Below are 13,263 nucleotides of genomic sequence, written 5' to 3'. Positions count from 1 at the left end.
CTCGACGCCGGAGGGCGCTCAGCCCTCTTCGGGCAGCTTCGCGTCGCCTCCCGGCAGCGTAAGAGCCGTCAGCAGCGTGCAGAACGCGCAGGCGGAGACATACCAGAAGAACCAGCTTTCGTGGCCAGCCTGCTTGCTCCAGAGCGCAACGTATTCAGCTGTACCGCCAAAGATCGACACGGTGACGGCATAGGGAAAGGCGACGCCAAGCGCGCGGATGCGTGTCGGGAAGAGTTCTGCTTTTACGACCGGATTGATCGCTGTGTACCCGGAAATCATGGCGAAAGCGACGATGATCAGCCCGAACGCTCCCCACGGAGAATGCGTGGCGGATAACGCGGACATCAGCGGGACTGTCCCGAGCGTGCCCAGAACACCGAATGCGACGAGCAGAGGCTTGCGTCCGATCCGGTCTGACAACGCGCCGAAAGCGGGCTGCATTGCGGCGAACACCAGCAGCGCGCCCGCGGAGATCAACGTCGCCGTGTCCTTTCCGAACCCGAGAGAGTTGGCGAGGAATTTCTGCATGTAGATCGTGAACGTGTAGAAGGAGACCGTCCCGCCGATGGTCAGTCCGATGACCGTGGCAACGGCGCGAGGGTGCTGAAGCAGGACGGCGAGGCCGCCCCGTTCGCCTTCATCCTGCTTCTTCTTGAAGGTCGCGCTTTCTTCCATATTCCGGCGAAGCCAGAAGATCAGCAGCGCTCCGGCGGCGCCGATGACGAACGGCACACGCCAGCCCCACGCGGTGATCTGCTCCGGCGTCAGCAACACGTATTGCATCAGCAGCAGCACGGCCATCGCGCCGAGTTGCCCCATGACCAGAGTCACATAGAGAAAGCCGGACCAGAAACCCCGGTGTTCAGGCTTCGACACTTCGGCGAGATAAGTGGCGGAGGCGCCGTATTCGCCGCCGAGGCTGAGCCCTTGCACCAGTCTGGCGAGAACCAGAACCGTTGGGGCGGCGAGTCCGATCTGCTCGTAGGTCGGGCAGAGGGCGATGATCAGGGAGGCCGCGCACATGGCGGAGACCGAGACCGTGAGCGCGGCGCGGCGACCGTATCGGTCCGCCATGACGCCCATAAGCCAACCACCGACAGGGCGCATCAGAAAGCCGACGGCGAAGACTGCTGCGGTGTTCAGCAACTCTGCGGTCGGAGAGCCGTGGGGAAAGAAAGCATGTGCGAAATACAACGCGAACGCGGAATAAACGTACCAGTCGTAATATTCCAGCAGGTTCCCGGCCGATCCGGAGAACACGCCCCGCAGGCGCTGGGCGTTGGTGAGTTCGTCCGGGGAACCTGCGGTCATCTCAGAAGGTTAGCTCCAGGTTGCTTTGAACGTATGCGCCGGAAGACGCGCCAGCGTTGATCATGGCCTTCGAGGCGAACACGTACTCGCCGTCGATACTGAGCGTTATATGACGCGTCGCGCGCCACGTGAAGCTGGCCTGCGGCATGGTGGCCGTGTAGCCGCCGTGTGGGCGGAATGCGTAGATGGCCGTCGGGTTGGCGTAAATCGCGTCGTTTGTACTATTTCTCCATATTACAGGAACTTTCATCAGGAGAGACGTGTTTTTACTTGTAGAGATCGTGGCGATCGGTCCAACGTCGATGATGTTCGAGTTGCCGATATAGGTGCTGATGTCGAGATAATAGGCGCTGGGCACCCATGGCGACAGGAAGTTGCCCCACGAACTGGTCTGGCTCTTTCTGGTGTCGCCGCCGGATATGTCGTCGGCCTGAATGCCCAGCAGGGGGCGGCCCCACACCTTGGCGAAGCGCCATGAAATCTGCGCATCGAACGCATAGGCGTCGACGGAGCGGCGCGGCCCGTTATTCGCGGCCTGAAAGTATCCCCCCTGCCACATGCCGCCGACAGAAAACTCGATCGGTCCGGCGTTGCCCCAGATTCTCATGCCCGGAGTGTCTCTGCGGGTCGATCCGGCGATGGTTCCGGTCGTCTTCGCAATCGGGTTGCTGGCGAGCAGATAGCCCATGAAGAAGGTGTCGACGAAGACCTGGCTCTTCATGTTCATGAACTTGAACGACGGCACGGCGTAGGATGTGTAGGCCCCATACCAGCGGGTTCGGTAGCCGACCTGATCGTGAAACGCGGTTGTCGGGGCGTTGTTGGTCAGGGTCAGATCGAAGAGATCGACGCGGAAGTTCTTCCAGAAGGAATAAGCCCGGACGCCATTCCACGAATAAGGCACGGTCGGATAGACGCTTCCTGCGGTGATATAAGGCGGCGCATCGAGGAACGTCATGCGCCCGACCATCACGCCCATGTTCGCGTGCAGCAGATGCCCCTTCACTTCTACGAAGGCCTGCTGGGCGTCCAGCTTGCTGCGCCAGCGGCCGCCAGCGTATCCGTAGTAGTTCATGCCGCCAGCTTGTGCGCTCATGAGTTCGCCGTACAGGCGCAGATGTTCGCCCAGATGCAGGTCGGCGCCCGCGTTCCAGCGCAGTGTCGAACGATAGGCCGGGTCTTTCTTGGTCGTGCCGAAACCGGCGCGCTGGTCGAAGAAGCCGTGATGGCGGAAATTTCCGCTCAGTGTCAGATAGATGGAGCCGCTCTCATTTAACGGAATGTATTTGAGCGGGTCCAGAAAATCGATGCGGTTGCGCTTGTCGCGGAGTTTTGACCAGTCTTCAGCCCAGCGAGACACGGCGTAATAACCGACGGTTCCGAAACCGGATGCCGCGCCGGTGTTTGCGTTGAAGACGCCCCAGGGCCCTTGGTGCAGGAGAGCGGATGGCTGGGGCGTCAGCTCCAGCGATTGAGGCTGTGCATAGAGTTCGGGACGGGAGTCCAGGGTCGGAAGAAGTTCGGAATCCCAGAATCCCTTCGTCGTGCGTCGTATTATAGGCAGCGCCTGCAAGGGGCCATTTGGTCCGTATTTATTTACGGTCGCTGGCGTCGTCGTGTGAGCGGTGTTCATGTAGGCGTCAGGGATCGGGGTATGTTGGTTTATGCCTGCGTTCGGTGCTGTTTCAGCGGCCGCAATGTGCGGCGAAAAAAGAAACAAACCAGTAAGAAAGCTGGAAGTTCTTAAGATTTTTGTGATGGAGACGGAGCGTCGACCGGGAAACGTCTTCGTGTCTGTGTGATTCATCTTCAGCACTTCGATTGTTTTTTTTGTTACTGGCGAAAATCCGGTGCGAGGTTTTTCTTCACCGGTTGTGCGATTGCAATGATGCACACTGCGCCCCCCGTCGTCATGTAGCTTTATTGTGTGCAGACGGGATCAAAGGCGTCTGTGTCATCTTTACAACGTGCGCGTGCATCGAGACGTCGCAAAGAGTTAAGTGCTTAATCTTTTGTATTTATGGAAAGTTCCATTTTTAAAAAGAAATTTCCATAAAACGTTTTTCGGGCGGAAGGAAAAAGTGAAAACAGTGGCGTCTGACGCGCCGCCGGGAAATTTTTGGTGAGCCTCTGCGCCGCAAAAATTTTTTTGATTCGTCTATTATGTTTGCAAATGTGTTTATTCGCTCAAGTAATCACTGTCATGCGACACGCGGAAGGAACTCCCTTGTACCCGTAGTGGAGTGAACGAAGGACTTCGATTCTTTGTTGCGGAGTGTGTCGTTACTCAGTCGAATTAATTTGCTTTTACGTCAGCAAGTAAAGGCGTATTTCACCCCCTCCATGTAATCCGGTCGTGGATGACGGGTGAGGTTCCATGGCCTCATCTCGTGTTTCCGACCATTCGGCATTGACGGGGATAGTGTTCGTTCTTTTGACAGGCATTTCGTGGGGGCCGCGCCCACGCGAGGCAGGATGCAGCTTCGCGATTACCTGCTGGCGTCAGGCGCGCGTATAGGCGCTTCGATGGTGAGTTGCTGACCCGTCTCCGTCAGGCCGATCGACTGAACGGGAGTCAGGCTTGCATGGACAGTGCGTCCATCGCGGCAAAAATTGGGGCGAAACGACAGGCTCCAATCCCATGGATTATGAGGGACGAAGCGGCGCATCGTCACGGATCGGCAGGGTATCCCGCTGACTGCTTGCTGTCCGGCGCGAGTGTCCACGACAGCCGGAGGATCGAACTCCTCCTGAGTGCACAGCCTTCCACCAGGAGGAAGAAAGGGCGGTCACGCCATAGCTTTGGAACGCCTCACGTCGGCAAGGGTTACGGCTATCGATCCTGCTGGGTGGCATGCTCCCGTCATGGCATCAGGCCCAGGATCGCCGGAAAAGGTATTGAAAGCAGCACCCACCCCGGAAAGCATTGCTGGGTCGTCGAACGCACCCTCTCATGGGTGCCCCGTTTCCGACGCCTGACCGTTCGCTACAAAAGAAGAGCCGATACCCACTTAGCCTGCACACTGATCACATGCTCGCTCATCTGCTTCTGCGGCCCCTGCGACATGGGCTTGAAGCGCGCGCTTAGTGAAAGCGGTGTACGGCCGCCTCGTCACGGGCCTCGTCTTCGATCGCCGCAGGGGTGAGCTCGGTCGGCGGCAGACGCCCGGCGAGCGCGTCTGACAGGCGCGCGCTATCGAGCTGGTTTTCCCACTTCGCCACCACGATTGTTGCGACTGCGTTACCGACGATATTGGTGAGGGAGCGACATTCGGACATGAATTTGTCGATGCCGAGAATAAGCGCCATGCCCGCGACGGGGACGCTGGGCACGACGGAGAGAGTCGCGGCGAGAGTGACGAATCCCGCGCCGGTGACGCCAGCGGCGCCTTTGGAGCTGACCATCGCCACCAGAAGCAGGGCGAGTTGTTCGCCGAAAGACAGATGGATGCCTGTCGCCTGTGCGATGAACAGAGCGGAGAGCGTCATGTAGATATTGGTGCCGTCCAGATTGAACGAATATCCCATGGGTACGACAAGGCCCACGATCGGTCGGGCGCAGCCTGCTGCTTCCAGCTTGGACATTAACGTCGGCAAAGCGGATTCAGATGAGCTGGTGCCGAGGACGATCAAAAGCTCTTCACGGATGTAGACAAGAAGGCGAAAGATCGAAAATCCACAGACTCTCGCCACGACGCCCAGCACAAGCACGATGAACAGGATGGAGGTCAGGTAGAACGTGCCGACCAGCCAGATCAGGCTGACTACAGAGCCGATGCCGAATTTTCCGATCGTGAAAGCCATCGCGCCAAATGCGCCTATCGGGGCGGCCAGCATCACAATGCGCACGACCCCGAACACGAGTTCGGTCAATTGACGGAACAGGTTGAGGACGGGTTCGCCGCGTGAGCCCATTTGCGACAGGCTGACGCCAAACACGACGGCTACGAACAGCACCTGGAGAATTTCGCCCGACGTGAAGGCGCTCGCGGTGGTGGTGGGGATGATCTGGAGGAGAAAATCCGTGAAGGAGTGATCGTGTGCGCGATCCACATAAGTGCTGACGCTGGCGGCGTCGAGGGAGTGGGGATCGACATGCATGCCCCCTCCAGGATGCACGACGTTGGCGACCACCATTCCGACTGCGAGAGCCAGCGTCGAGAAGACAAGAAAATACGCCATCGCCTTGGCGCCGATGCGACCAGCCTTGCCAAGGTCCCCCATGCCAGCGATGCCGGTGGAAACGGTGAGGAAGATCACCGGTGCGATGACCATCTTCACCAGCTTGATGAACGCGTCGCCCAATGGGCGCATGGCCGCGCCCAGCTGGGGGGCGAATTGACCCAGCAGGATGCCCGCCACGACGGCGACGACGACCTGCACGTACAGGCTCCTCCACAGAGGCGTGCGGGAACTGGGGTGGGGAGCGATCGCGTGCATGGATAAGGGTACCATCTGCAGGGGCGGTTATGGGGGCGCCGATCGTCTTTGTATTATCTGTTCGTTGTCGACCGGGCGTCGCGAAATTTCCGATAGCATCGTCCTCCGTCGACGCCAACCGCGGGGATTTCGTAGGCCGGCAGCAGAATTTCGATGGAAGGCGGATTGGTTTTCTATCGAGGAGAGAACGCCTTATCACGTATTGGCGGCTCTGAACGCATTGGTCAGCGGCGTTCTTGATGGCCGATCGCTTTCTCGGAACGCGTAAAGTTGATACGTCCGTTGGACGGAAGCGGGAGGTTTGACGGCGTATGGGGAGACTATGTCTGGCGGGGCAGGCGGGATGAGTCTCATACCGCCGGACGTAGGGACGGGAGCCGCGCTTCTCGCCGCATTGGCTCTGGGTGGCTGGATCGGCGCTACGCTCGTGCGTCGCAAGCCCGCTGGCGGAGGCCCCGACAGCGATCTCCTCGCCCGGTTATACGTGCTCGTGGAACGGGAAGGCGGCGCGCGGCGCGCCGAGACAGAGCATCATCTGGCCCGGCTCGGTGAGATGGAGCGCGCGCTGCTCGCCCGCGTGGAGCAGATGCGGGCCGAGACGGCTGAGCGTCTTGGGCATATCGGCGGCAGCCTCGGGCGTGAACAGGCGGAAGCGCGCGCTGCGTCCGCTGCGGCCCTCCGCGAAATGGCGGAAGCAAGTGCGGTGCAGTTGGCCGCCATCCGGGGAGCGGTGACGGAACAACTGCACGCTGCTGTCGAAAAGCAGATGCAGACATCGTTCCAGCGCGTTCTGGAACAGTTCTCCGCCATGCAGAAGGCGATGGGCGAAGTATCGGCCATGACGGCCCAGATCGGCGACCTCAAGCGCCTCTTCGGCAATGTGAAAACCCGGGGCGGCTGGGGCGAGGCGCAGCTTCGCGCCATTCTGGACGACATTCTTCCTCCCGGCGCCTACGAGGCCAACCGGCGGATCGGGCAGGGCGGGGAGGTCGTGGAGTTCGCTGTGCGGATGCCCGTGCGCGCCGCTGCGCCGCCGGTCCTCGCCATCGACAGCAAATTCCCTACGGAGGCGTATGAGCGCCTGCTTGACGCCTGCGCGCAGGATGATCGAGAGGCTGAGCGCGCGGCGCGACGTGCGCTTGAGACCGCGATCCGGTTCGAGGCGCGGAAGATTGCGGCGAAGTATATTTCGCCGCCCGAGACGGTTGAATTCGCTGTCCTCTATCTTCCGACCGATGGTCTATACGCAGAAGTCGCCCGTGCTCCGGGTCTGATTGACGAGATCGGCAGGACATGCAGGGTCATGATCATGGGGCCGTCCCTCACGCCGGCACTGCTGCGGACGATTCATCTCGGTTATGTCACGCTTTCTCTTGAAGACCGCACCGAGGCGATAGCCAGTCTGCTCGGCGCGACCCGGCAGGAAATGCTGAAGATGGACGGGGTTCTGGAGAAGCTTTCTCGAAATGCGCAGGCGATGTCATCATCAATTGAAGACGCGCGTCGCCGGACGAGGGTGGTCGCGCGGCAGTTGCGTTCTCTGGATTCTGCTGACGTGCCCGAAACAGAGGTCGGTGACGGCGCGTCATTAGAGTAGGAGTGCGAGACTGCAACAGCAGATTTCTCGTTCGTCTGGATGCCGGAAAATGAGAGGAGCGCCAGCCGTGCTCGTGGTCGAGTGGTCGGAGAACTGGACTAACCCGTTCAATGCCCCTCTTTGGCCACGATGGGGTGTTTGCGAGGCCATTCAGGCTTGCGTCTGGGGGGCTTGGCGCGAGGTGCGGACACGCTGACGCTCGCCATCAGAGGAATGCGCCGTAATGCTTGCATGAAAGCAACGGAGTATTCGGTAGGTGTTATGAAACCATATGACTGACTAGTTTTTTAAGGTGCTTCGGAGAACGCCAGAGGGTCGGCGGTCTGAGGCGTTCTCCGTCGCCCGTCTTATGTGTGACGGAGCAAGCGCGCGCCGGAGAACCCGGCGCGCGACATTCAGCGAAAGCGCGTCAGAACGACGTGCCAGCCTGCAGCCAGAAGCTGCGACCTTCGTAGAAGCTGCCGTACAGCGCGCCCATGCTGTTGTCCGAGCTGGACACGACATAAGGCGGGTTCTTGTTGTTGATGTTGTTGATGCCGCCCTGGAACGACCAGCGACCAACGTCATAGGTGAACGAGATATTGTTCATCACCATGCCCGGCGTCTTGTAACGTTGCGCGCCGTCGGCCGACAGGTAGTTGGTCGAGTTGTTCCAGCGCATGCCGCCCGTGAAGGACATCATGTAGGTCACGGAGAAAGGACCATGCCTCCAGGTCGCCGTGGCGTAGTCACGAACGCGCGGAATGCCCGCAGCAGGAAGCGATCCGGCCTGCGAGGTATAGATCAGCGCGCCAGTGTAATTGATCCACGAGCCGCCATTGGTGGTCTGCTGCTTGTAGTTCAGGATCTGCTGGTACTCGTTGCTGATGATCAGACGATCAACAGGCGACAGACGGATCTGGTAGTTCGTGCTCCAGTCGATGCCGCTCTGATGCAGGCCGCCCTGGTTGGTATAGAACGACGATACGTAGTCGATCTGATTGTTCGAGTTGTAACGCAGAATATCGCTGCAATAACCCGTGTTCTGACCTGTGTAGCACTGGTCGGCGATATACTGCGTCGACGTGGCCGAAATCAGGTTCGAGATATTGTAGTGCCAGTAGGTGACATCGACCGACAGGCCAGGAATCCAGCGCGGCGTCACCGTTGTTCCGACCGTCCATGTGCGGCCCGTCTCCGGACGCAGTTTCGAATTGCCGCCGGTAAGGGTCGGAATCTGGCCGGAGTTGGCGTCCTGAAACGTGCTTGGGTTAGGAATGCCGTTCGCGCGGCAGGTTGCGATCACGGTCGGTGTGAATGCACCATATGTGCTCGCCTGTGCGCAGGGATCAGTGCCGTTGGCGTAGTTCATTGTCTGACCGCCATACAGTTCGAACACGTTCGGCTGACGGAAAGAGGAACCGATGGTCGCACGGAACCGGATGTCGCGCGTCGGCGACCAGTTGATGGCGCCTTTCCAGTTCTTGGCTGAACCGAAGGTGTCATAGGACGAGAAACGTCCCTGACCGTCGATCGTCAGGTCGCGCGCAAGAAACGCGTTATGCAGCAGCGTCAGCTTGCCTTCGAGATAGGCTTCCGTGACGTTAAAGCCGCCGCCGGTGTAGGTGGACGTGCTGGTGAGGCTTTCGCCCGACGCGATCAACGGATCAGGGCTGTAGCTCAGCTGTTCGCCGCGGTGCTCCATGCCCAGCGCTACGGCGAATGCGCCGCCGTGCTTCCACGGCATCTTCACGATGTGATCGTTGTTGATGCGCACGTTAAGGTCGCGGAGCTGGTAGTGGTAGTGACTGTGCGACGTATAGTTTGAGTATGCGGCCGCAGAGTTCGAAAGCGGGCCGAACGGGCTGGACAGGACGCAACCGGCTGCGGCGTTACAGACGCTTGGGTTGTAGACCAGGGCGCTGTTGGTGTCGGACGGATTAACCTGCTGCAGGCCGTATGTCTGAAGCAGCTTGCGATAATCGCCGACGCCAGACATCTGCTCGGTCATCATGTTCGCGCCATAGGTATAGGACGCGTCGTACATCCACCCATGGGTGATCTCGCCGCGCATGCCAGCGATGGCCGTCACGGTGTCGGAAGCGTCTTCCGTGCGGCGCGGTCCATACTCGTTCATACGCTTGTACATCTGGAGGTCTTCTCCAGTCGTATTGTACGGATCGTTCGCCGGGATGATCACGGAGGCGGGCATGTCTGACGGCGGCACCGCGCCGGTGACCGGTTCGGCCGCCATCTGGGCGAGCGACGTGCGGTGGCTGTACAGCACGTTCGCGTAGGGGATGAAATGCTTGTTGATCTCGTAATGGAGATCGCCGCTCAGCGTCGAATTCTGCAAGGAATTCGAAAGCATCTGGTCACGACCGTAGTTGTAACGATCACTGGTCGACCAGGGTACGATCGTCCCGTTGGCGGAGCCGGAATATTCATTCTCCGAGCCGAAGAAATGGCCCATCGGAGAAATCGATGACCCGTAGGTCGGTGTGCCGGAGGTCGGGTTTGTCGCCGCTACCGGATTCGCCCACGAACGGTCTCGCTGATAGATGCCGCCCTGCGTCATATATGACGCGTAGAGCGTCAGGTTGCCCTTGTCGTGGTCGAAGTTCCAGCCCTTGTGGGCAGAGAGCTTGCCGGTCAGCGCATCGCCCTTGCCGGAGATGCCGCCGTAGGCGGTGAAGGCGGCGTCGGTGACGTTGTGTTTCAGCTTGATGTTGATGACGCCGGAGACCGCGTCAGCGCCGTAAAGTTCGGAGCCGCCGTCTTTCAGCATTTCGACGCTCTGCACCATGTCCGTAGGAATGGTGTTCATGTCGAAGCATTCGGAAGACGCGCCGCCGGCGGTCATGGTCGGACGCTTTCCGTCAATCAGCACCAGCACGCGCTGCTGCCCCATGTTGCGGAAATCGGTGCACGATAGGCCCGATGTGCCGTTGGTCTGGTTGTTGCTCGTACCGCTGGAGCCGATGGACGGCATACGCTGCAGGAAGTCGCCAAGCGTGGTGACGCCGGTCTGCTGAATCTGCTGCGAAGTGATCGTCTGAACCGGGTTCGGGCTGGAGTTGCGCGCGGTGCGCAGCATCGAGCCGGTCACCACCACGTCTTCCGTCTCGTTCGACTGGTAGTTTCTGTTGAGCGCGGTTGCAGCCGCGGCGCGCGACGGCGCACGGCCTGCGGGAGCCACGCCGCCAACTGGTGCGGCGTTCGTAGTAGCGTTGTGGATTGTTTTTGGACGGGAGACGGCGTGCCGCACATGCTTCGGCGCGGCGCTCGTCTGGCTCGAAGCGGCATCCGCGATTGTGACGAATTGAGTCGATGCAAGAACTGTGGCGGCGAGGAGAGACACGCGAACTGCGCTCTTTCCGCAACGTGCGTCCGACGTGGGATTGTTGGGCGCCTGAGCGGGATTCATGGCGTATGGCCCTATTTCTGCGTAGGTGTTCGACATTGTGTCGTAATGTTTTCGAACTCGCACAGAGTGTATTCGCATAGCAACCGGAGGTCTCGAACATCGTTCATTTGGGTTCATATAGTTGCAATATTGCCACCGGGGATGTCATTTTTGTTACAATCGAGCGTGCCCGGCTTATGAAATGAAAGCGATTTTAATGGTTCTGGTGCGAGCTTGAGGTCATCGGTCAATGTCATGAGCGAATCAGGCAGGACGTACAGGCCCCGCGTCCTTCTCGTCGAGGACGACGGGGGCATCGCCCGGGAGATTTCCGAGGAATTGGAAAGCCGGGGGTTCGATGTGCTGGCGATCGATGTCGGCGATCAGGGGCTGGAGCGCGCACTTTCCGGCGAGTTCGACGTCATGGTCGTCGATCGCATGCTTCCGGCTCTCGATGGGCTGACGATGATCGAGACGCTCCGTGCGCGCGATATACGAATTCCTGTGCTCGTTCTGTCCGCGCTTTCGGCGGTTGACGACCGCGTGAGTGGCCTGAAAGCCGGTGGCGACGATTACCTGACGAAACCTTTCGCAATGGAAGAGCTGGTCGCGCGGATCGAGGCGTTGCTGCGACGTCCGGACGACACGCGAGTGACGGTGCTCAGAGTCGGTCCGATAACAATGGATTTGATCGATCGCACGGTTACGCGAGGCGGGCGCGAGATAGAATTGCTGCCGCGCGAGTTCAGGTTGCTCGAATACCTGATGCGGCGCCCCGCGCAGGTGTTGACGCGCGCCATGATGCTGGAAGAGGTGTGGAACTATCGTTTCATACCCCAGACCAACCTGGTGGACGTGCATATAGGCAAGCTGCGCCGGAAGGTGGACGGTCCGGACGAGGAGCCGATGATACATAGTATCCGCGGGTCCGGCTTTTCTCTCCGCGTGCCAGACGCATCTGACGAATGAGCGGCGCCTCCGCGCCGAAGGATGCTTCATCGCGCGCGTTTTCCCGCAGGGAACTGACCCGAGCCGCGGGTTTCCGGCTGGCGCTGGGGTTCGCTCTCGCCATGCTCGGCGCCATGGTCCTGCAATTCGCCCTCGTCTACGTTCAGATGACGTCGCTGGAGCACAGCCGGTCGGATGCTCTGCTCCGCAGGGAGACGGCGCTGCTGCTGGCCATGCCGACGGAGCACATGAACTACGTCATCAGCGAGCGCTCTACGGACGACCTGCGCCTTATCATCAATGCGGAAGGCGTGTTCACGTCTTCGCGGGAGCGGGTCGTCGGCGATCTGAGGGCGTGGCCGGAGGGACTGGTCGAGGACGGCATTCCCCATGACGTCACGGTGCAGCCGGAAGAGGGCGCGCCTTACGTCCTGCGCTTTATCGCCACGCGTATGCCGGACGGGCGCATTCTTGTGCTTGGTCGAAGCCGTCATATGCTTGGCGAGCAAAAACTCATGCTCCGGCGCGCCTCGCTGATAGCGGCGACGCCGGTCTTGCTTTTCGCCCTGATGGCAGGGTTGTGGCTCAGTCACCGGGCGTTGTCGCGCGTCAAGGAGATGCATGAGGCGGTGGACCGCATCATGCAGGGCGACATCCACGAGCGCCTCCCGGCAGGGAGAGAACGAGACGACCTGCAACGTCTGGCGGGTAGTGTGAACCGAATGCTCGACCGGCTTGAGCAGTTGATGCACGACATGCGGGAGGTCGGGAACGATATCGCGCATGACCTTCGCACGCCGCTTGCGCGCGTGCGCGCACGCCTTGATCGCGCGTTGACGGGAGCGAACGCAAATTCTGTCGAGGAGCTGCACAAGGCGATAGGGCGGGCGATCGACGATCTCGATCAGTCTTTCGGCATCATTACAGCGCTGCTGCGTATGGCGGAGATCGACAATGGCCGTCGCCGCGACGGCTTCGCCGCCGTCGATCTGGATGATCTGGCCGGCGATATCATAGATTTGTACGAACCGATCGCCGAGAGCGAGGGGGTGGTGCTGCAGCGTGACGACATGGCGCCGCAGCGCAAGGGCGGCGTTGCGGAGGGTGGGCATGTCTGGGCCGCCGCCCGCGCTACGGAGCATAGGCAGAACGGTGTATCGCAGCCTCTTGTGGTGCATGGAGACCGGGATCTGCTGATCGAGGTTCTGGCCAATCTCGTCGATAACGCGATCAAGTTCACCAAGGCCGGTGGGGAGGTGCGAGTGTCGGTCGGCCTGTGGAATGATCACCCGGCGTTGTCAGTTACAGATACAGGGCCCGGTGTGGCTCCTGAGGAGCGCGAGGCCGTGCTGACCCGCTTTTATCGATCGGACAAGAGTCGCCACGTGCGCGGCAGCGGTTTGGGTCTGAGTCTTGTGTCATCTATACTGCGGCTGCATAACGCGCATGTGCGTATCGAAGATGCTCAGGCTGGACAGCCGGAGCGTGGAGCCCGGTTCATTGCGGTTTTTTCTGCGCCCGCCAGATAGTTGGGCGTCCGTCGAATTGAGCTCTAAATGCTAATTTACTCGCTGCAACACTC

The 13,263-nt window shown here is 60.1% G+C and carries 8 protein-coding genes; 3 read left to right on the top strand and 5 right to left on the bottom strand.

Features of this window, described 5'->3' with window-relative positions; translation table 11 throughout:
* Positions 1 to 18: 18 nt before the first annotated feature.
* The 4 genes from J2D73_RS09490 to J2D73_RS09475 form a co-directional block, all read right to left on the bottom strand.
* Positions 19 to 1,311: an MFS transporter gene (locus J2D73_RS09490; RefSeq protein ID WP_026397293.1), complete on the bottom strand. Its 1,293-nt coding sequence runs from the start codon at positions 1,309 to 1,311 to the stop codon at positions 19 to 21.
* A gap of 1 nt (position 1,312) precedes the next feature.
* A complete protein-coding gene (locus J2D73_RS09485) occupies positions 1,313 to 2,944 on the bottom strand; it encodes an alginate export family protein (protein WP_243429824.1) in 1,632 nt (543 codons plus the stop codon).
* Positions 2,945 to 3,800: 856 nt separating this feature from the next.
* Positions 3,801 to 3,986, bottom strand: coding sequence for a hypothetical protein (locus tag J2D73_RS09480; protein ID WP_207881345.1), 186 nt, complete (start codon positions 3,984 to 3,986; stop codon positions 3,801 to 3,803).
* A 409-nt stretch (positions 3,987 to 4,395) separates the two neighbouring features.
* Complete coding sequence (locus J2D73_RS09475; RefSeq protein ID WP_207881344.1) at positions 4,396 to 5,751, bottom strand: dicarboxylate/amino acid:cation symporter; 1,356 nt, start codon at positions 5,749 to 5,751, stop codon at positions 4,396 to 4,398.
* A gap of 343 nt (positions 5,752 to 6,094) precedes the next feature.
* Here J2D73_RS09475 and J2D73_RS09470 point away from each other — a divergent pair, with 343 nt between their 5' ends.
* Positions 6,095 to 7,348: a DNA recombination protein RmuC gene (locus tag J2D73_RS09470; RefSeq protein ID WP_207881343.1), complete on the top strand. Its 1,254-nt coding sequence runs from the start codon at positions 6,095 to 6,097 to the stop codon at positions 7,346 to 7,348.
* Positions 7,349 to 7,757: 409 nt separating this feature from the next.
* Here J2D73_RS09470 and J2D73_RS09465 read toward each other — a convergent pair whose 3' ends face one another.
* Complete coding sequence (locus J2D73_RS09465) at positions 7,758 to 10,754, bottom strand: TonB-dependent receptor plug domain-containing protein (protein ID WP_207881342.1); 2,997 nt, start codon at positions 10,752 to 10,754, stop codon at positions 7,758 to 7,760.
* Positions 10,755 to 10,988: 234 nt separating this feature from the next.
* Here J2D73_RS09465 and J2D73_RS09460 point away from each other — a divergent pair, with 234 nt between their 5' ends.
* Both J2D73_RS09460 and J2D73_RS09455 read left to right on the top strand, forming a co-directional pair.
* Positions 10,989 to 11,702 carry a response regulator transcription factor gene (locus tag J2D73_RS09460; protein WP_207881341.1) on the top strand — a complete coding sequence of 238 codons (714 nt, stop codon included), beginning with the start codon at positions 10,989 to 10,991 and terminating at the stop codon, positions 11,700 to 11,702.
* Entirely contained in the window at positions 11,699 to 13,210 is a 1,512-nt protein-coding gene (locus J2D73_RS09455) for a sensor histidine kinase (RefSeq protein ID WP_207881340.1), read from the top strand. Before J2D73_RS09460 ends, J2D73_RS09455 begins: the two co-directional genes overlap by 4 nt.
* The last annotated feature ends 53 nt before the right edge of the window (positions 13,211 to 13,263 follow it).

Source organism: Acetobacter sacchari (genome assembly GCF_017377715.1).
GTDB lineage: Bacteria > Pseudomonadota > Alphaproteobacteria > Acetobacterales > Acetobacteraceae > Acetobacter > Acetobacter sacchari.
Note: the sequence above shows the minus strand (reverse complement) of the source record. Positions and strands in the feature narration are given on the sequence as shown.